The organism is Agrobacterium vitis (assembly GCF_014926405.1).
GTDB classification, from domain to species: Bacteria; Pseudomonadota; Alphaproteobacteria; order Rhizobiales; family Rhizobiaceae; genus Allorhizobium; species Allorhizobium vitis_H.
Genome location: NZ_JACXXJ020000003.1, coordinates 822,380 through 840,721, shown reverse-complemented (window position 1 = coordinate 840,721; position 18,342 = coordinate 822,380). Strand labels below are relative to the sequence as shown.

The 18,342-nt window shown below is 56.5% G+C and carries 16 protein-coding genes; 7 read left to right on the top strand and 9 right to left on the bottom strand.

Annotated features, from left to right (window positions below; genetic code table 11):
- Window positions 1–80 precede the first annotated feature (80 nt).
- From IEI95_RS05175 to IEI95_RS05150, 6 genes are all read left to right on the top strand, one after another.
- Window positions 81–1,724 carry a bifunctional 3-(3-hydroxy-phenyl)propionate/3-hydroxycinnamic acid hydroxylase gene (locus tag IEI95_RS05175; protein WP_194416112.1) on the top strand — a complete coding sequence of 548 codons (1,644 nt, stop codon included), beginning with the start codon at window positions 81–83 and terminating at the stop codon, window positions 1,722–1,724.
- Between the two features lie 521 nt (window positions 1,725–2,245).
- Window positions 2,246–3,463 carry an ABC transporter substrate-binding protein gene (locus IEI95_RS05170; RefSeq protein ID WP_234934165.1) on the top strand — a complete coding sequence of 406 codons (1,218 nt, stop codon included), beginning with the start codon at window positions 2,246–2,248 and terminating at the stop codon, window positions 3,461–3,463.
- A 171-nt stretch (window positions 3,464–3,634) separates the two neighbouring features.
- Window positions 3,635–4,492, top strand: coding sequence for a branched-chain amino acid ABC transporter permease (locus IEI95_RS05165; RefSeq protein ID WP_194416110.1), 858 nt, complete (start codon window positions 3,635–3,637; stop codon window positions 4,490–4,492).
- Between the two features lie 9 nt (window positions 4,493–4,501).
- Entirely contained in the window at window positions 4,502–5,500 is a 999-nt protein-coding gene (locus IEI95_RS05160) for a branched-chain amino acid ABC transporter permease (RefSeq protein ID WP_156532634.1), read from the top strand.
- Window positions 5,497–6,240 carry an ABC transporter ATP-binding protein gene (locus IEI95_RS05155; RefSeq protein WP_156532635.1) on the top strand — a complete coding sequence of 248 codons (744 nt, stop codon included), beginning with the start codon at window positions 5,497–5,499 and terminating at the stop codon, window positions 6,238–6,240. The genes IEI95_RS05160 and IEI95_RS05155 overlap by 4 nt, the downstream gene beginning before the upstream one ends.
- Window positions 6,237–6,944 (top strand): ABC transporter ATP-binding protein, encoded by a 708-nt coding sequence (locus tag IEI95_RS05150; protein WP_156532636.1) that lies wholly within the window; start codon window positions 6,237–6,239, stop codon window positions 6,942–6,944. Before IEI95_RS05155 ends, IEI95_RS05150 begins: the two co-directional genes overlap by 4 nt.
- A gap of 127 nt (window positions 6,945–7,071) precedes the next feature.
- On the opposite strand, the gene IEI95_RS05145 is transcribed toward IEI95_RS05150, so the two are convergent.
- Window positions 7,072–8,970 (bottom strand): bifunctional sugar phosphate isomerase/epimerase/4-hydroxyphenylpyruvate dioxygenase family protein, encoded by a 1,899-nt coding sequence (locus IEI95_RS05145; RefSeq protein ID WP_071206009.1) that lies wholly within the window; start codon window positions 8,968–8,970, stop codon window positions 7,072–7,074.
- A 149-nt stretch (window positions 8,971–9,119) separates the two neighbouring features.
- Between IEI95_RS05145 and IEI95_RS05140 the strand changes: the two genes are divergently transcribed.
- Entirely contained in the window at window positions 9,120–9,845 is a 726-nt protein-coding gene (locus tag IEI95_RS05140) for a TetR/AcrR family transcriptional regulator (RefSeq protein ID WP_420360239.1), read from the top strand.
- On the opposite strand, the gene aroQ is transcribed toward IEI95_RS05140, so the two are convergent.
- The 8 genes from aroQ to treZ form a co-directional block, all read right to left on the bottom strand.
- On the bottom strand, window positions 9,817–10,260 hold the full coding sequence (gene aroQ, locus IEI95_RS05135) for a type II 3-dehydroquinate dehydratase (RefSeq protein WP_156532638.1): 444 nt from the start codon (window positions 10,258–10,260) through the stop codon (window positions 9,817–9,819). The genes IEI95_RS05140 and aroQ overlap by 29 nt on opposite strands.
- Complete coding sequence (locus IEI95_RS05130) at window positions 10,257–11,126, bottom strand: shikimate dehydrogenase (RefSeq protein ID WP_156532639.1); 870 nt, start codon at window positions 11,124–11,126, stop codon at window positions 10,257–10,259. Before IEI95_RS05130 ends, aroQ begins: the two co-directional genes overlap by 4 nt.
- Window positions 11,127–11,197: 71 nt before the next feature.
- A complete protein-coding gene (locus tag IEI95_RS05125) occupies window positions 11,198–11,956 on the bottom strand; it encodes an amino acid ABC transporter ATP-binding protein (protein ID WP_060717323.1) in 759 nt (252 codons plus the stop codon).
- A gap of 13 nt (window positions 11,957–11,969) precedes the next feature.
- A complete protein-coding gene (locus IEI95_RS05120) occupies window positions 11,970–12,815 on the bottom strand; it encodes a transporter substrate-binding domain-containing protein (protein ID WP_420360061.1) in 846 nt (281 codons plus the stop codon).
- A gap of 130 nt (window positions 12,816–12,945) precedes the next feature.
- Window positions 12,946–13,596 carry an amino acid ABC transporter permease gene (locus IEI95_RS05115; RefSeq protein WP_156532640.1) on the bottom strand — a complete coding sequence of 217 codons (651 nt, stop codon included), beginning with the start codon at window positions 13,594–13,596 and terminating at the stop codon, window positions 12,946–12,948.
- Window positions 13,597–13,606: 10 nt separating this feature from the next.
- The gene (locus tag IEI95_RS05110; protein WP_156532641.1) at window positions 13,607–14,275 is read right to left on the bottom strand and encodes an amino acid ABC transporter permease; all 669 of its coding nucleotides are present in this window, start codon (window positions 14,273–14,275) and stop codon (window positions 13,607–13,609) included.
- A 628-nt stretch (window positions 14,276–14,903) separates the two neighbouring features.
- Window positions 14,904–15,794, bottom strand: coding sequence for a SphA family protein (locus IEI95_RS05105; protein WP_156532642.1), 891 nt, complete (start codon window positions 15,792–15,794; stop codon window positions 14,904–14,906).
- Window positions 15,795–16,397: 603 nt separating this feature from the next.
- Window positions 16,398–18,161, bottom strand: a complete 1,764-nt coding sequence (gene treZ, locus IEI95_RS05100) for a malto-oligosyltrehalose trehalohydrolase (protein ID WP_156532643.1) — start codon at window positions 18,159–18,161, stop codon at window positions 16,398–16,400.
- Window positions 18,162–18,342 lie beyond the last annotated feature (181 nt).

The following is an 18,342-nucleotide window of genomic DNA, read 5'->3' as shown; positions in this document are numbered from 1 at the left end:
TTTGTAGGGTGTTGCAGTGAAGTTTAATAGACAGAACACGATGCGGGCGCTGTAACGTTCAGCGTGGAGAGGAGGGCCTGATGAACGCCGAGGAACTTGAGACCGAAGTCGAGGTCGTCATTGTCGGGGCGGGTCCAACCGGACTGACCCTGGCTAATCTTCTGGGCGGCATGGGTGTGTCGGTGGCGCTTGTCGAGCGCAACCTGACCACGGTTCAGGAGCCGCGTGCCGTATCCATCGACGACGAGTCGATGCGAACCATGCAAGCTATCGGGTTGGAGGACGCGGTAGAGAAAATCGTGGTGCGCGGCTATGGCTCGCGTTATCTTTCGCCGGCTGGCGAGTTGTTTCTGACCGTGGAGCCGACGTCGCGCGATTATGGTTTCGACAAGCGCAATGCATTTCAACAGCCGGAATTGGAAGCGCTTTTGCGCGAGGGGCTTGCCCGTTATCCCAATGTGATCCAGTTTTTTGGCTGGGATATGCAAACATTTTCCCAGACTGCGGATTCCGTTACCGTGGAAATCGCCCATGCGGCGAAAGGAACTCGCGTCATCCGGGCCCGCTATATGGTCGCCAGTGACGGAGGACGTTCCCCGACACGTGGAAAACTCGGCGTCCATCTTGTCGGCTCCACCTTTGTGGAGCGGTGGCTGATTGTCGATCTGGTCCGGACGGAAAATCGTTTTCGTCATACGCAGGTCCATTGCGATCCTGCTCGCCCGTGCATATCGCTGCCCGGTCCGGACAATATCCGTCGTTACGAATTCATGCTGCATACCAATGAGGACGAGAAGGGCGCGACTGAGGAGGCCTTTGTCCGTGGCCTTCTGGAGCGTGTTGGACCTGACCGGGATTGTGAATTTCGCCGCGTGCGGGTCTATACATTCCATGCCCGTCTGGCTGATCGCTGGCGGGACGGCAATATCTTTCTCGCCGGTGATGCCGCGCATTTGACGCCTCCCTTTGCCGGGCAGGGAATGAATAGCGGCCTGCGTGATGCGCATAATCTGGCCTGGAAACTGGCGGAAGCATTGCGTGGCGATATGCCGTCCGATTTCCTGGATAGCTACGAGATTGAGCGGCGGCCGCATGCCTGGGAAATGATTGCATTGGCGCTGCGCATGGGGCAGGTGATGATGCCGGAAAATGGCATTAAGGCCCTTTTGACCAGGGCAGCTTTCCGTATCCTTGGGCTCTATCCGCCTGTCCGTGATTATTTCGCCCAAATGCGCTACAAGCCAAAGCCACGCTTTCGCCAGGGACTTCTATGGCCCGACTCCAGACCGGAGAAGGAAACCATGGTGGGACGCCTGGTGCCGCAGCCCGTGGTGGAAGACAGCCACCGGCACCGCGTATTGCTTGACCGCGTCTTGCCGGATGGACCTGTTGCTCTGGTCTTTGATGAGTTCCCTGACCGTGCTTTGTCCGTTGATGTCATCAGGGCTCTGGAGGCGGCGGGTGCAACTGTGGTCGGTTTGACCCCTGAATGGATGAACCCTATTGACGGCATTTTCCCGGTTCACCGGGATGTCGGGCGGCTGTTCAGCTCCGGCCCGATGAAATCCTATCTTGGGCATGTCTTCTTGCTGCGCCGTGACCGATATATCGCGGCAGCCACGTCTATCGCTGAAGCCCTGCATCTGGTGGAAAAGTTGGGGATGCTTGGTTCACGCCCGGTGATCCGGGCAGAAGTGAAAAACTCTTTGGCTGCGGCATCCTAGCGTTTATCGGAGAGCCAATCTGCAAGATACCGGCGCATCAGCCCATTGTTGAGCGCTCGTGTGGAGAGCATGGTGTTTGCCGCAGAAGTTCGCCAATTCAGGCAATAAGAATACTGCTCTTCATATCTCCGCAGTTAGTTATAAAATATCATAAAATGATAATTAAAATTTTAAACATGAAATTTTATTAGATTTTATGATAATAAACTTGATAAAGCGCAGGAATTGATAATAATCGTTCTTGTCGTCGTGGAGAGCCTGGGACATCGGGAAATGTCGTCAGACACGTCAGAAGAAGTTCGCGGCGACAAGAAAGACTACGCTCAAATCTGCAGGACATGCCGCGCCGCTATCAGCGCAGGGCTCGCGATCTAGCATCATCAGTTCATTGAACAATTTTGCCTTCGATCGGGTCTGTTTTCCGGATTTGTCGGCAGCGCCGTGCCTTTTGCGCTTTCCCTTTTCGAGGGCTAGCCAAAGGGGGAGGCACAATTGACGATCATTGGTGGAGGAGCACTATGATGACCGAACTGAAGTTTACACGCCGAGGTGCCCTTGGGTTGCTGGCTGCTGCGCCATTGGCCGGTTGGGCCGGGCAGGGACGAGCCGCCAGCCAGCCGATCAAAATCGGGCTGGTATTGACCATGTCCGGCCCGTTCGCATCGAGTGGGCAAATCATGGCCAATGCGGCGAAACTCTACCTGGAGACCGAGGGCAAGGCCGTGCTGGGGGATATTCCAGTCGAACTCGTCATCCGCGACGACGGCGGTGCCAATCCGGATGTGGCCAAACGACTGGTTCAAGAACTGGTGACGCGTGACAAGGTACAATATCTTGGCGGCTTCCAATGGACGCCCAATGCCAATGCTGTGGCGCCATTGTTGATGAAGGCCAAGATGCCCTGCGTCTTGTTCAATGCGGCAGGCGCCAATACCACCCAGCTTGCGCCCTGGTATGTGCGCACGGCCTTTACCCATTGGCAGGTGAACCAGCCGTTGGGCCAATGGGCGGCTGCCAAGCGCGGTTTCAAGCGAGCCTACCTGCTGACCACGGATTTTGCCCCTGGCCACGATGCAGAAGAAGCTTTTACGAAAGGCTTCACATCCAAAGGGGGAACCATTGTCGCCTCGGTGAAAATGCCGATCCAGAGCACAAATTTCGTCCCCTTTCTGCTCGCAGCCAAGCAGGAGAAGCCGGATGTGGTCTTTGCATTCCATCCCGGCGGTGTGCAAGCCTCCGCATTCATGCGGGCCTATCAGGAAGCGGATTTGCGCGGCGCTGGCATCCAGTTGATTGGTCCGGGAGACCTGACAAGCGACGAGGAATTGCCAAATATCGGCGCAGCAGCACTCGGCGTCCTCACCGCTGGCCAATATAGCATGGCCGGTGATCGCCCCGCCAATGCTGCTTTTGTCGAGGCCTGGAAGAAGGCCTATACGTTCATGCCCGTCCGGCCCAATTATATGGCCGTTGGCGCCTATGATGGCATGCATCTGATCTGCTCAGCCATTGCCGCCACCAAGGGTGCCGTGGATGCCGCAGGTGCCATGGCCGCTATGAAGACCTTCAAGGCTGAGCAAAGCCCGCGTGGGCCAATTTCGATTGACCCCGAGACGCGCGACATTGTCCAGAATATCTACATCCGTGAAGTGCGCGAGAAGAACGGCGAGCTTGCCAATGTGGAACTCGAAACCATTCCAGCCGTCAAAGACCCCTGGAAGGTTGAGCATCCTCTCTGATCTCTGGTCGCTCAGAACGTCCGGCTAGCGTTTGTGTGGGGAAGTGGAACCCGTTTTCCCGAAAAGACGAACGAAAACAATGGAGGCGAGAGTCTGTGTGGTTCGATTTGAACCTGACGGACTCTCGGAGTCATCCCGCAATATTGCCGGATGACAGGGAGGAGGCTTGTCATGACACTGGTGGAAGTTGCGTTCCAGTCGCTTGCCTATGCAAGCGTGCTTTACCTCATATCCGTCGGCCTGTCGGTAACCCTCGGTCTGATGGGTTTCGTCAATCTGGCGCACGGCGTTTTTGCCATGGCCGGTGGCTATATAGCGGCTACCGCCATCAGCGCCTGGGGCCTGCCCTGGCCGCTCATGGTGATCTGCGCGCCCCTTGCTGTTGCGCTTCTGGCGGCGGTGGCGGAAAAGCTGCTCTATGCACGACTTTACGGTCGGTCTGAGCTGGATCAGGTTCTCTTCTGCATCGGATTGATCTTCATCGTCGGTGCGCTGGCGCGGTTGTTTTTCGGGCCGCTGATGCGCCCCGTCGTCATTCCCGCGTTTCTGGCGCAAAATCTGACGGTGGGGCCTTTCTCATTCTATTTCTACAAGCTGGTTGTGATCGGTATCGGTATCCTGACTGCCGCATTCATTCTGTTTGTGCTTGAACGCAGCCGGATCGGCGCCATCATCCGGGCCTCCGTTGAAAACCGGGGTATGGCAGAATCGATCGGCATTCGCACCAAACATGTGTTCATGGCGACCTTCGCCTTCGGGGGCGCGCTCGCGGCCCTGGGCGGCATGCTGGGAGCTGATGTCTTCGGGCTCAATCCGTCCTATGCCTTTGATATCCTTGTTTATGTTCAAATCGTCGTGGCTGTGGCGGGGCTTGGCACGTTGCGGGGCTCTTTCGTCGCAGCACTTCTGGTCGGCACGGTCCAAACCGTCTCGGCCTATTATGTGCCGGCTTTTGGCACCGTCATGTTGTTTCTCCTCGTCTTCATCCTGCTGCTGGTCAGGCCGCGCGGGCTGTTTGGAAGGGTATGAAGATTGAAAATGTCAGATCGCTCCACTCTAGTCTCTCCACCGTCCACGTTTACCGGCTTCCTGCGCCGCAAGCATGGTTTTAATCCGGCTGATGGCTTGATCGTCCTTGCGTTGGCGCTGGTGCCGCTGCTCGGCGACGATTATTACGCGCTCGGTTCGCAAATCCTGATCACCGTTATCTTCGCCGTGTCCCTCGATCTCCTGGTCGGCTATGCCGGGATTGTCACGCTGGGCCACGCCGCGTTTTTCGGGGTTGGCGCCTATGCAACCGGCATTGCCTCAAAATACGGCTGGGGCGAGCCATTGAGCGGCCTGTTGATCGGTGCCATGGCAGCCGGGCTGGTAGGCGCGGTGGTTGGAGCCATTGTTTTACGCACGGCACGGTTCACCTTGCTGATGCTGACGCTTTGTACGGTGTTTCTGTTTGGCGAGATCGCCAACAAGGCGACCTGGTTGACCGGAGGCGTCGATGGCTTGGTTGGCATGGAGACCTGGCCGGTTTTGGGTCTTTACGAATTCGATCTGCTCGGTCAGGTCGGTTATTGGTTCTCGGCCCTGGTCTTTCTGCTTGTCTGGCTTGGGGTGCGCCGACTGGTCCATTCGCCATTCGGACAGTCCATCATGGCGATCCGCGACAATCCCGGTCGCGCCGCTGCCATCGGCATCGCGGTCCGGCCACGCACCTTGCTGATCTTCGTCATTTCCTGCTTGCTGGCCGGGCTTGCCGGTGCTCTGCAAGCCGAGGTCAATCAGTTCGTTGGCCTGAAGGATATGAGTTTCGAACTGTCGGCAACTATTCTTGTCATGTTGGCGCTTGGTGGCTCAGGGCGGCTTTACGGCGCGATTATTGGACCTGCTGTCTATCTCGTTGCCCAGGACATCTTGTCGAAAGACAATCCTGTCATGTGGCAGCTCTGGCTGGGGATCATCCTCGTGGTGCTCGTTCTGTTCGCACCAGGGGGCATTACGCGGATTTTGGCTCAACTGCGCGGAAGGATCGGTCGATGAGCGCTTTGCAGCTTGAAAACCTTACCTTGCAATTCGGTGGACTGGTGGTCACCAATAATGTGTCGCTCGTGCTTGAGAAGGGCGCACGCCACGCATTGATCGGGCCAAACGGTGCTGGCAAGACGACGCTGATCAATCTCATTACCGGCAGGCTGTCCCCACGCAAGGGGGCGATATTTCTCGATGGTATCGACCTCAAGGGCATGGCGCAGCACAAGCGCGTTGGGCTGGGATTGGTGCGCAATTTCCAGGTCACCAATCTGTTTACCTCATTCACAGCCCTTGAAAATATCGCGCTTGCAATTGGCGAACGTGAAGGCTTTGGGTTTTCGATGGCAGGGCATCATGGCTTCCCGGCAAAAGTGGTCGCGGAAGCAGAAGAGATTGCCAGCCGTATGCGCCTTGCCAATGTCCCGCATGTTCCGGTGCGCGATCTGGCCTATGGCCAGCAACGCCTCGTGGAACTGGCGGTCGCCATGGCCCTGCGCCCGAAAGTGCTGTTGCTGGATGAGCCTGCTGCTGGACTGCCTGCGGCGGATCATGAGGTGATCCTCACTATTCTCGATGAATTGCCAGCCGATGTTGCCGTCTTGCTGATCGAGCACGATATGCCGCTGGTTTTCCGCTTTGCACGGGAGATCACGGTCTTGGCCGAGGGAACCATCATCGCGCGTGGCACGCCAGAGGAAATTCGCCATGACGCCAATGTCCGTGCCGCTTATCTGGGGAACCGTTCATGACCGCAGACCTGCTCGAAATCCGAAATGTCGTCAGCGGTTACGGCCCGACCCGCATTATCAATGGCATTGACCTGACCCTCCCCATGGGCGGCGGGCTGGCGCTGCTTGGGCGCAATGGTGCTGGCAAAACCACGCTGCTCTGCACCATTGCCGGGCGCTTGGCGCTCAAGGAAGGCAGCATTCGTTTTAACTCTGGGGAAATCGGCGGGCTTTCTCCCAGCCAACGCTGCCGGCTTGGCATAGGCTTCGTGCCGCAGGAGCGGCAGATTTTTGCCACGTTGAGCGTCGAGGAAAACCTGCGCATCGCCGATCTTCGCCGAGGATGGACGATGGAGCGTGTCTACGAGCTCTTTCCCCGCCTTGCCGAACGGCGGAAAAATGGTGGCAACCAGCTTTCCGGTGGAGAGCAGCAGATGCTGGCGATAGGCCGTGCGCTGATGAGCCAGCCGACTTGCCTCCTGCTGGATGAGCCTTTCGAAGGCCTGGCTCCTGTTATCGTCGATATGCTGCTTGAAGCGCTGATCAAGCTTCGCAAGGAAAGCGAAATGTCGATGATCATCGTTGAACAGCATGCGAAACTGGCGCTTGAAATCGCCGAACAGGGCATGGTTATCGAACGCGGCCAGGTCCGCGTCAGCGGTTCGCGTGAAAGCTTGCTCCAGGATTGGACCGAGATCGAGGATATGCTGGCCGTGACGCATTAGAGCATCGGACCGAAAGTTAAGAACCGGTTTTCGGATAAATCCGATGCGCAAACAAAAACAAGAAAAGCACGTATCTGCCCGGTTCGGATTGAGCCGGGCAGATCGTCTGCGATGACGGCAGTCATTGTTATCTGGGAACGCCATCCGGGCGCAGTTGCCGTCTTTGTGCGGCTATACGGAACGGGGCGTTCATCGCACCATAACCACCATAGGCGCCGCGCCTCTCGACGATTTCGAAGAAAAAGCCCTCACCGAAGGTACGGCTATAGATCTGGAAATACTCGCCATTGTCGTCGCGGTCGTAAAGGATGCTGGCCGAGCGAAGGGCATCGGCAAAATCCGGTTCCAGACCGAAGCGGGCCTCCAAATCGTCATAATAGTTGCGTGAGATAGTCAACGCCTGGAAACCGCAGGCCGATAGCGCCTGTGCCGTCGCGAAGATATCGTCGGTCGCCAGGGCGATATGCTGGATGCTGGTGCCGAAGCCTTCTTCGAGAAACTTTCCGGCGACGGTTTTCCGGTTATCGGCGCCGTTCAACGTCACCCTGAAACGAGGATCTGGCTTGCTTTCGATGGCCTGGCTGCGCACCAGGCCGCCTGGATCGACCACATCGACCATGGGGGTGCGCCGCGTGGCGAAGATCGAGCCGTAAAACAGCAGGCATGTCAGCATCTCGTCATAGCGGGTTGTCTGGGCGAGATGGTCGATACGGGTCAGGCCGGTGTTGGCCGGAGCCTTGTCAGCGTCGACGTCTTTGAATTCCTGTTTCCAGATGCCGGACAGGGCAGGCGTGTCATCAAGGAAATAAATGACGCCATTGCTCACGCCTTGAATGGCGGGCACGGGTACTTCGCCCGGTTTTCGGGGCTCGGAGAAGCTCGTTGCCCCCAGCGCCGTGGCGCGCTTCAAGGCGTCCTCGGCGTGCCCCACCTTCATGCCGAAGGCGTAGGCACTTGTGCCGTGGATTGCGTAGGACGCGCCGGCAAAACTGTTGTTCGTCGTATCGGTGTTGATGAGAATGCGGATGTCGCCCTGGGTGTAGAGGTCAAGATCCCTGTTGCGATGGGTGGCAGTTTTCGAGAAGCCGAGCGTCGCTAAGAATGCCGCCAGATCCTGTTTTTCCTCGACCGACGTCGCAAATTCCACGAATTCGACACCCTGGGTTTCGACAGGCGCTGGCATGGCCGGGGCGCTGAGCCGGATATCGGGTTCGAGGCGTTGGACTTGGTCCATGAGGTAGACCAGCGAGCGGTGGCCGTCCTCGGCAATGGCCCGGGGTGATCCTCCTCGGAACTGGTCGTTGAAAATCTCCAGGGATAGCGGCCCGGTATAGCCTGTGGCTGCGACGGCGCGCATGAAATCGACCACCGGCAGATCGCCTTCGCAGGGCATGTTGCGGAAATGGCGGCTCCAGTAGAGCAGATCCATGTCAAACAGCGGCGCATCGGCGAGCTGGACGATGAAGATCTTGTCGCCGGGAATGGAACGGATCGAGTTTGGATCGATCTTGCGCGACAGGGTGTGAAAACTGTCAAGGATCAGGCCGACATTGGCATGGTTTGCCCGGCGGACGACTTCCCAGGCATCCCTGTGGTCGTTGACATGACGGCCCCAGGCGAGCGCCTCGTAGCCGACGCGAACGCCATGCTTTGCGGCGCGTTCGCCCAGTTCCTGGAAATCGGCGGCGGCCCGGTCGATGCCGCCCAGCGAGATTGGAGAGACATTTGAGCAGATCAGCATCAGGTCTGTGCCAAGCTCATCCATGATCTCGAATTTGCGCTCGGCCCGCTCAAAAGCGCGGGCGCGGTGCAGTTCCGGCATGCCCTCGAAATCGCGGAAGGGTTGGAACAGGGTGATGTCGAGACCATGGTCGGCGACCATTTTCGCTACATCCCGGGGGGAGGCGTCATAGGTCAGGAAGTCGTTCTCGAAAATTTCGACACCGCTGAAGCCAGCCTTGGCAATGGCCGCCAGCTTTTCCGGAAATTCCCCACTGATCGATACGGTTGCAATCGATGTCCGCATGGTTACTGTCCCGGGGCTTGAATGGGTGCTGGCATGGGTGCTCGTCCGGTCGCTTTTGTCTGGGCTTGCCATATTGCTTCCTTTCCGGCTTTATGTACTGCTTGGTTAAGAAGTAGAGCCTGGCGCTGCGGCCTGGCGGCGGATGGATGATGAAACGGGACGCAACCACGCGAGACGGTAAAGAGGCTCGCCCGGCCAAAGGGGAGTCTGGCAAACGGGACCCGGCCAAACGGGACCCCGAAGGCGTGCGCCGCGACATTCTGTCGGTGGCGATGGAAGAGTTTTCGCAAAACGGCCTGTCTGGCGCGCGCATTGACGAGATTGCCGCGAGAACCCGCACGTCCAAGCGGATGATCTATTATTATTTCGGAGACAAGGAAGGACTTTACCAGCGCGTGCTGGAGGAAGCCTATGGCAAGGTGCGCGGCGGAGAAATGGACCTGGAGCTGGAAGGGCTTGACCCTATCGCCGCCCTCGACAAGCTCTGTCGCTTCACCTTCGACCATCACCGCCGCAACCCTGCCTTCATCCGCATGGTGATCATCGAGAATATTCATCACGGCCGCCATATGCAATTGTCCGAGACGATCAGGGGTCTCAACCAGCCAGCAATCGAGGCGCTGCACGGCGTTTTGCTTCGCGGGCAGGAGCAGGGACTGTTCCGGCAGGGCATCGACCCGCTTGAATTGCACTGGCAGATCAGCGCGCTGTCGTTTTTCAATGTGTCGAACGCCGCCAGTTTTTCGGTGATTTTCGGTAATGCGCTGTTTACGGCAGACGGCCAGGAGACCCTGTCGCGCCACGTCGCCGACATGGTCCTGCGCTATGTGCTGCGTGCCGAGCATATCAGCCCGATCGAGCAACGCGGCCGATAAGATGGCGCAATGCCATTTCATAGCCCTCGATGCCCAGTCCCGCGATGACGCCCTCCGCCCGCGTTGAAACGTAGGAGTGATGCCGGAACACCTCCCGCTTGTGGATGTTGGAAATATGCACTTCGATGACCGGCGCCTCAAAGGTGTTGAGGGCATCGAGGATGGCCACCGATGTATGAGTGAAGGCGCCGGGATTGATGACGATTCCAGCTGCCTTGCCGCGCGCCTCGTGGACCCAGTCGATGATCTCATATTCCCGGTTGCTTTGCGCGAAAAAGATCGAATGTCCTGCCGTTTCGGCAATCGCGCGGCAATTGTCCTCGACATCGACAAGGGTTTCACGACCGTAAATCTCAGGCTGACGTTGGCCGAGAAGGTTGAGGTTTGGACCGTTTAGGATGAAAAACAGGCTCATGCGGCTGCCTCCGAAACACAAAGTTCAGTGAAATGGGCGCTCATGCGCTCGGCATCTGGCTCGTAGCCGCAGAACAGACGGAAAGCGCCGACTGCCTGAAACACGGCCATCCCGCCGCCGGGCAGTGTTTGGCAGCCCTTGTCGCGCGCTGTTGCGATCAGTTCGGTGACGAGCGGCATATAGACGATGTCGGCAACCCAATGGCGCGGCTCGATCAGATCCGCGGCGACCGGCAGTCCCGGATGAGCCGGCATGCCGACCGGGGTGGCATGAATAAGGCCATCGGCCTCGGCTAAGGACTGGCTTGGATCGGTGACAGCATTGGCGCGTCCCGCGTTGAATCTGTCATTGAGTGCCGCTGCCAGCCCTTCGGCTCTTGTCCGGTCCTGGTCGAAAATGTCCAACTGTTCGATTCCCAATTTCAGCGCGGCATGGGCAACGGCCACCCCCGCACCGCCTGCGCCGATCAGCAATGCCCGCTTCAATCGTACATCCGGCAGGCCGCGCCGGAAGCTTTCGTAGAAGCCTGACCAGTCAGTATTATGGCCGATCCGCTTGCCATCCCTAAAGACGACGGTATTCACGGCACCCAGCATCCGGGCATCTTCGGAGAGATCATCAAGAAAGGGGATGACTGCCTGCTTGAACGGGTGAGTGATATTGGTGCCGGCAAATCCGCGTGTCTGGCACTCGTCCAGCAGGTCAGGCAGCGCGCTTTCCGGCAGATTGCGCACATGGATATCGAGCAATTCGTAGCGATAATCCAGCCCGTGCGCCGCCCCTTCGTGCATATGCAAAGCGGGAGATTTGGAGAGCTGGATATCGGTACCGATCAGCCCGACGTGAAGAATGGGTTTCTCTGTCATGAATGCGTCCACTTGGTCGGCGTGGTGAAGGCTCTTACCTGCCTGTTGCGTTGTCGCGGCGGCAATTCCGCTCAGTGATGGGCGAGAATTTCGCCCAGGAAGGCGCGGGTGCGCTGATGCTGAGGATTGCGGAAGAATTCCTCCGGTGGTCCTTCCTCGATGATCTGCGCGGAGGCCATGAACACGACACGATCTGCAACCTGGCGGGCAAAGCCCATTTCATGGGTGACGCAGATCATCGTCATGCCGTCGCGGGCAAGACCGATCATCGTATCCAGCACTTCCTTGACCATTTCGGGGTCAAGAGCCGAGGTTGGCTCATCGAACAGCATCGCCTTCGGTTCCATGCAAAGCGCGCGCGCAATAGCGACGCGTTGCTGCTGACCGCCAGAAAGCTGGGCGGGATATTTGTCCGCCTGGTCCAGAATGTGAACACGATCCAGATATTTGCGGGCGACCTCTTCGGCCTGTGGCTTCGGAAGCCCCTTCACCCGCATCGGCGCAAGGGTGCAGTTTTCCAGGATGGTCATGTGCGGAAACAGGTTGAAGCTCTGGAACACCATGCCAACCTCGCGGCGCACGGCGTCGATGGTGCGGCTCGCGCTGGTGAGCGTGGTGCCTTCGACGGTGATCTTGCCTTCCTGGATGTCCTCCAGATGATTTATGCAGCGGATCAATGTCGATTTTCCGGAACCGGATGGCCCGCAAAGGACGATTTTTTCGCCTTTGCGGACTGTCAGGTTGATGTCTTTCAGCGCGTGGTAGGCTCCATACCACTTTCCAACGCCTTCAAGTGCGATCAGTGGAACCTGTGCGGTGGATTGTTGCATGGAAGCCTCTCCATTACTTCGCGGTGAACGGGATGTCCGGAAGCGAATCCGGGAAGGCCGGAACGTCGCGCTTCATCCATTTGGCGTAGATCTTTGCCAGTTGGCCATCGGCCTTGATCTTGTCGATGAAGCTGTTGATGCTTTCGTTCCAGTCCTTCTCGCCCGGACGCATCCCGGCGCCGTTATAGAGCGTGACAAGGTCGAACTTCGTTTCATACTTGCCTGCGGCAGCAGCGTTCAGGCGGTCGCCATAGAACTGGTTGCCGCCAACGGCCTCGACCTGACCTGAAATCAGAGCCTGGATATTTGCCGCGTCGTCATCGAAACGCAGGATGCTGGCCTTGGTGCCTGCGCCAGCGGTGATGGCGGTATCCATGGCGCTGGATTTCGGCACGCCGACGGACACGCCGGTGAGATCGTCATAGCTGCCAATCTTCTTGTCCTTCGGTCCGTAGACCGACAAGACGTTGCCAGCATAGGGCTTGGAGAACTGGATGGTCTTGGCGCGGTCGGCAGTCATACCCATTGTTGCAAACAGGATGTCGACCTTGCCGGTCATCAGCGCTGGAATACGGTTGGCCACAGCCAGCGGCACGAATTCGGCTTTGACGCCGAGATAGTCCGCATAGGCCTTGCCGATATCGGCATCCAGACCGTCCTGCACGCCGCTGGAATTGACAAAGCCCCACGGCGAATTGTCACCCTGGATGCCGATCACGACCTTGCCCTTGGTCTTGGCCTGTTCCAGCGTACCGGCGAAGGCCGTGGCGGGAGCGACGAGCGGCATGGTCGCCGCCGCCGCGATGAGGGCGAGCGCCGCGCGGCGCTTGATTGTCATTTTCATTGTCTTGGATTTCATCATTTGCTCCTCCTTACAAAGCTGATGAGAGTGGTGCTTGGCACCAAACCTGATGTCGTCTTTTGTTGTGCTTTCCTTGTTTTCGTTTTGTATTGAGGAAAGCCGGGTTCTACACGTCGTCTGGCAAACTTTACCGGGCGGCGGCTTGCAGCCGTTTCTCTTTTCTGGCGCCCCAGAGTGAAAGCGGCCAGCAAATCAGGAAATAGATGATGCCGACGATGGCAAAGACCGTCAGCGGTCGGAATGTCTGGTTGGAGACGATCTGCCCCGCCCGCGACAGTTCCACGAAGCCGACAATGGCCGCGAGTGAGGTTCCTTTGATCAATTGCACTAGAAACCCGATGGTCGCAGGCAGGGAGACTTTGAACGCCTGCGGCAGCACCACGTCCTTCATGATCGATCCGTAATGCAGGCCGAGCGCTTTGGCGGCTTCCGTCTGTCCTTTGGGAACAGCCTGAATTCCGCCGCGCCAGATGTCGCCCAGGAAGGCGCTGGCATGCAGGGTGAAGGCAATGGCGACGGCGATCCAGGCATCCACGTCCAGACCGAGCAACGCAACGCCGTAATAGACGACGAACAGTTGCATCAGCAGCGGCGTGCCTTGGAAGACGGCGATATAGCCTGCGGTCGCCTTGCGCAGAGGTGCACTGTCGGCCACCCGCGCCAAAGCGACGCAAAGGCCAAAGAAGCCCCCGCCGACAAAGCCGATGACGGTCAATGCCAGCGTCCATTTCAAGCCTTGCAGCAGGAAAAACAGTTCATTGGGTCCGATAGAAGCCATCGTCTTTGCCTCACTTTACCGGGTAACTGAAGAAAATGCGGGAAATGAGCGCAAAAGCCCCCATCATCAGCGAGGAAATCACCAGGTAAAGCAGGGTGATCGAGAAATAGACTTCGAAGGACCGGAACGTATCCGCCTCGATTTTCTGGGCAACGGACGTTAATTCGTAAGCCGCAATTGACGTACAGACCGACGTTGTCAGCGTCAGCATGATGAACTGGCTGGTGAGCGACGGGTAGACGGCCCGCAAAGCTGGCTTGAGAATGATGTGGCGCAGGATTTGCGCCCGGTGCAGGCCGAGCGCAAGACCCGCCTCCACCTGCCCCTTGCCGATGGAATCCACTCCACCGCGAATGATCTCAATGGCATAGGCCCCGCCGTTCAGGCCGAGTGCAACGATTGCCGTGACGGTCGGGTTGAGCCGAAGACCGATTTGCGGAAGAGCGAAGAAAATGAAGAAGATCTGGACAAGGAAGGGCGTATTGCGGATCAACTCAACAAAGCCGATTGTGGCGCTTCTCAAGATGCGGGAGGGTGACCGGCGCGCAACAACCCCGAAAATGCCAATGACGGTGGCAATGGACATGCCTGCGATGGCAAGACCAATGGTTGCCAGGCATGCCAGGATCAATTCCGGCAATCGCTCGATCACAACCGAAAAGTCGAGAGTGTAACCCATTTTCCCTCCCAGGCATTGTCTAAGCCCTGGCTGACAAGGCTTTAAAGCTCCCCATGCAAGCCGATAAGGCTCGCACGTTCCCTTTATTTTCCGCGGGTCGTGGCGCTCTCTCCTCGCGCCCAACCTCCGACGTTAATATGTTTGTACCAGTTAGTTCATACTTAGGCAATATGATTTGCGTAAGATCAATTGATGTGGATTGCCTGAATTTCAGGTGCTCTAGCCGAGGTAAGGCGATTGCAACATTTGATGTCTGCCTCCTCGCTTTATTCAAACTGAATTGAACTCGGGCCGACCCGGTTCTGCCAGTTCGATGCAGCGAGTGCAGATAGAATGGGGAAATGGGAGGAGAGGCGACAGATCCCATGCCTCGGACGCGCCAAATAATATAGATGCTCATCTTATACGAAGAGCCATTGAAGATGACTTTTCGTATTCCTTTTGCAACGCCTTCAAGGCAAGAATGCGTGAGCATTTTCGAGCCTTGATATTATACGAAAGCCCGAAGATGTGTTGGCATCTTCGGGCTTTCGTATACGGAGAAATTTACGGGGCCGGCGTTTGAATATCTGACGGATCGCCTGCCTTGGAACGTTCGTCTAGAAAATCAAGCTGTCATCGGATAACTCTAGAATTTCGTCGCGAGATTCACCCAGAGAGTGTTGCCTTCGGTTCGGTTTTTAGCCACCACGTCATGTTGCCATGACGCGCTTATGCCCAGGCCCGGATTGAAGTTGTAGGTCAATGATGGACCAATCGCCAGACCTTCGCCGCGATGGCCGTCGGAGGCGACGCCGGGTCCTTTGTCATCGGTGAACTGCTTGATGTAATATCCTGTTGCTCCGACTCTTATCTTGCCGAAATTCCAGCCGACTGCGTAATCAAGGACGAACTCATTCCCGGTTTTGTAGTCGGTTGCTGTGTTTTCGGAGTTGAAGATGACCCTCGCGGCGGTTGCGAATTCAAGTCCTTGTGGGTCGGAATAATGATAGGCAACCGTTGGCTGCACGGACCAGTGATTAAGGCCCGCATTGGCAAGGGCGTTCTCATCGTAAGCGCCGGTCGGTATGCCGATGTCTATCCCGGTGATGAATGTCTGATTCTGATCTGGGTGCCATGATAACCCAACAGTTGCGGTTGCGTCTCCCAGGTTAAAGCCAGAGTCTCTTGCAAATGTGTTGGAAATATCGAGGTGAATAAGGGGAAGGACGAGCTGTCCCCAGAGTTGGGCGTCGCCGATACGGATATCTGATACATACATGAAGCGGAGAGTTTCAACGGTGGCTTTCACCTTGAAGTCTATGGGTATTTCACGACCTTTGCCGTCATTGACTCTGTTGGCGCTAAAGTAACTTGTCTGCGAAAGAAAATAAAATCCCTCAAATGGAGGAATGGCGCCCGCGTAAAATTGTGATGCGCCCGGTGCATATTGCGTATTGCTGTTTTCTGCGGCGTTTGCCGCTGTAAAACAGCCCGTGAGGAAAAGTGCTGCCCCCAGTAACGTCCGTGTTTTTTTCATTCTCCTCTCCTCCTCTTGAGAAAAATAAAAATATCATCACAGGGGATTAATCGCACAATGCGATGATATTTGAATTTATTTTTAATTCATTTCGATTTTTCAATCCGAAATAAAGATATGTTTAAATACCGCGCATCGTTGATGTGCAGTATTGATACCGTTATTGATTGGATATACGTCCCAGAAATTTTTAATCATTGCTTTTCAATCGTAACGTCTGACTAGCAATGATTTTCTCCCTATTCTCCTCCTGTTTCTGGTAGAGAAGGGTTTGACGAATGTAAAATTCCAATTGGGAATAGAATGTATTGATTTGATGAATATTTTGAGATGAAGAGATGCTTCGGAATGCGAGATAATTTCTGATTTGATGATATGTTGATTATTTTTGTTGCGTAATATGCTTGAAATTATCAAAAAATGAATTTCCGGGTAATTTTAATGGGCGTCTACATAATTTTATGGTTCGATCACGCTTGTGCACATTGTCTCATCGATACAGGAGTGCGAGATCCTCGCCAGCCGCTCATGTAGGGGCGTCTGGAAAGGGGCGTGGGGCAAGTTTGTGCCCGGTTATGCTGATTGGGATACAAACGCTTTGCCTCAACAAGGCTCAATGCGCCAGACAACGGCCCAGGGACCGAGATTGTTTCCTGGCTGTGTGCCGAACGTGAACAGGCATTCGCCGCTGGTATATATTGGGTTCCCCACAGTCTCGGCAGTCAGATTGGCGGTGAGGGTCAGATTGTGTGAACCGAGCGTCCAGCGCACAATTGTCACTGACCCCAGGTTGCTATAGTTGCCCGCATGCCCGTGGGCATCTTGCAGCAGAGGAACGATTTTCTCTTTACGCAGTGCCAGTAATTCGCGGTAAAATTGCAGAATTTCACCGTCTTGCTGGTCTGACTCCCATGATAGTTTGGCGCTGTTGAACGTTGTCTGTGCTGTTGGGTCGGATGCATCCTCGGCATCGAAGCCGGGCAGCCTCGACAGTTCCTTGCGTCGTCCCTGCCTTACCGCTTCATTCAGCTCTTCATTGAAATCGCAGAAAAACGGAAAGGGGGTCTTTGCGCCCCATTCCTCTCCCATGAACAGCATGGGGATCTGCGGGGCCAGCAGATAAACCGCCGCCAGTGCCTTCAACGCCTCTGATGGTTGCGATGCGGCCATCCTGTCGCCCATGGCGCGATTGCCGATCTGGTCATGGTTCTGGATAAAGGAAATGAATGCGGTCGGTGGCAGGTGGGTGCTCGGCATGCCCCTTTCCTTCCCGCTATAGGGCATGTGCTCGCCTTGGTAGACAAAGCCCTCTGCCAGCGCCCGACCGAGCTTAGACATGTCGTCTGCGTAATCCTGATAATAGCCAAAATTTTCACCGGTGGCCGTGATGTGCAGGACATGGTGAATGTCGTCATTCCACTGCGCGGTGAAATGGATGGGCGCACCATTTTCATTACGTTCGAGCAGGTCGGCATTGTTGTCTTCATTCTCGACGATCAGATGCACGGCCCGTCCGGGTGCGCAAGCGCGTGTCCGCATGGCGATATCATGAAGGATATGGGGCTTGCGCTCGTCTTCTATGGCATGAACGGCGTCGAAGCGCAGTCCGTCAACCCGAAACTCGTCCACCCAGTACATGGCATTGCGCACGACGAATTCACGCACGGCTTCCGACTGGTCGCCATCGTAATTGACACCCGGCCCCCAGGGCGTGATGTGCTTGTCGGTAAAGATCGGCGCATAGGCGGGAAGATAATTTCCGTCCGGGCCAAAGTGATTATAGACCACATCGAGAAAGATGCAGATGCCGCGTGCATGGGCTTCGTCCACCAGCCGCTTCAGTTCTTCCGGTCGGCCGTAGCTACTATCGGGTGCGTAGGGCAATACGCCGTCATAACCCCAGTTCCACCGGCCCGGAAAATCATTGATCGGCATGAGTTGTAGGGCGGTGACGCCAAGGTTTTTCAAATGGTCCAGCCGCTCGATGATGGCTGAAAACGTACCGGCGGGCGTGAAGCTTCCCACGTGCAGTTCGTAGATGACGATCTCTTCCCAGGGCAGCCCTTGCCATTGGGTCTGCTGCCAGGCATAGGCTGGGTCTATGACTTCGCTTGGCCCATGCACATCGTCAGGCTGGAAGCGTGAGGCAGGATCTGGAACAGCAAGACCATCTTCCAGGATGAAATTATAACGGCATCCGGCCCCGACCTCCGGCACTTCGATGCTGTGCCAGCCATTTTCACCGGCTGTCATGGCACGGGGCTCTTGTCCCTCGATCTTCAACAGGACCTTTTCCTGGAGCGGCGCCCAGAAGCTGAAAATCGTGCCATTGTCGGTAAGAACCGGGCCAAATGTCATATCCTGCATCGTGTCTCCTGCGCATTTTTATGGGTGATCGGGGGCTGATCGGGCAAACCGAGGCGTTAACTTTCAAAGCGCTCCGGTGTTCCGTCTTTCCCGGTATTTGATGCCCGCCTGTATCGGCATTCTCATGCAATTATTGCCCGGGACTGCGTGGAACCGATGGCGGCCAGCCGTGTTACTGGCA

Excerpts from the sequence above, each read along its gene's own strand:
- IEI95_RS05175 (WP_194416112.1), top strand. The coding sequence starts at position 81 with ATGAACGCCGAGGAACTTGAGACCGAAGTCGAGGTCGTCATTGTCGGG.
- IEI95_RS05170 (WP_234934165.1), top strand. The coding sequence starts at position 2,246 with ATGACCGAACTGAAGTTTACACGCCGAGGTGCCCTTGGGTTGCTGGCT.
- IEI95_RS05165 (WP_194416110.1), top strand. The coding sequence starts at position 3,635 with ATGACACTGGTGGAAGTTGCGTTCCAGTCGCTTGCCTATGCAAGCGTG.
- IEI95_RS05160 (WP_156532634.1), top strand. The coding sequence starts at position 4,502 with ATGTCAGATCGCTCCACTCTAGTCTCTCCACCGTCCACGTTTACCGGC.
- IEI95_RS05155 (WP_156532635.1), top strand. The coding sequence starts at position 5,497 with ATGAGCGCTTTGCAGCTTGAAAACCTTACCTTGCAATTCGGTGGACTG.
- IEI95_RS05150 (WP_156532636.1), top strand. The coding sequence starts at position 6,237 with ATGACCGCAGACCTGCTCGAAATCCGAAATGTCGTCAGCGGTTACGGC.
- IEI95_RS05145 (WP_071206009.1), bottom strand. The coding sequence starts at position 8,970 with ATGCGGACATCGATTGCAACCGTATCGATCAGTGGGGAATTTCCGGAA.
- IEI95_RS05140 (WP_420360239.1), top strand. The coding sequence starts at position 9,120 with ATGAAACGGGACGCAACCACGCGAGACGGTAAAGAGGCTCGCCCGGCC.
- aroQ (WP_156532638.1), bottom strand. The coding sequence starts at position 10,260 with ATGAGCCTGTTTTTCATCCTAAACGGTCCAAACCTCAACCTTCTCGGC.
- IEI95_RS05130 (WP_156532639.1), bottom strand. The coding sequence starts at position 11,126 with ATGACAGAGAAACCCATTCTTCACGTCGGGCTGATCGGTACCGATATC.
- IEI95_RS05125 (WP_060717323.1), bottom strand. The coding sequence starts at position 11,956 with ATGCAACAATCCACCGCACAGGTTCCACTGATCGCACTTGAAGGCGTT.
- IEI95_RS05120 (WP_420360061.1), bottom strand. The coding sequence starts at position 12,815 with ATGAAATCCAAGACAATGAAAATGACAATCAAGCGCCGCGCGGCGCTC.
- IEI95_RS05115 (WP_156532640.1), bottom strand. The coding sequence starts at position 13,596 with ATGGCTTCTATCGGACCCAATGAACTGTTTTTCCTGCTGCAAGGCTTG.
- IEI95_RS05110 (WP_156532641.1), bottom strand. The coding sequence starts at position 14,275 with ATGGGTTACACTCTCGACTTTTCGGTTGTGATCGAGCGATTGCCGGAA.
- IEI95_RS05105 (WP_156532642.1), bottom strand. The coding sequence starts at position 15,794 with ATGAAAAAAACACGGACGTTACTGGGGGCAGCACTTTTCCTCACGGGC.
- treZ (WP_156532643.1), bottom strand. The coding sequence starts at position 18,161 with ATGCAGGATATGACATTTGGCCCGGTTCTTACCGACAATGGCACGATT.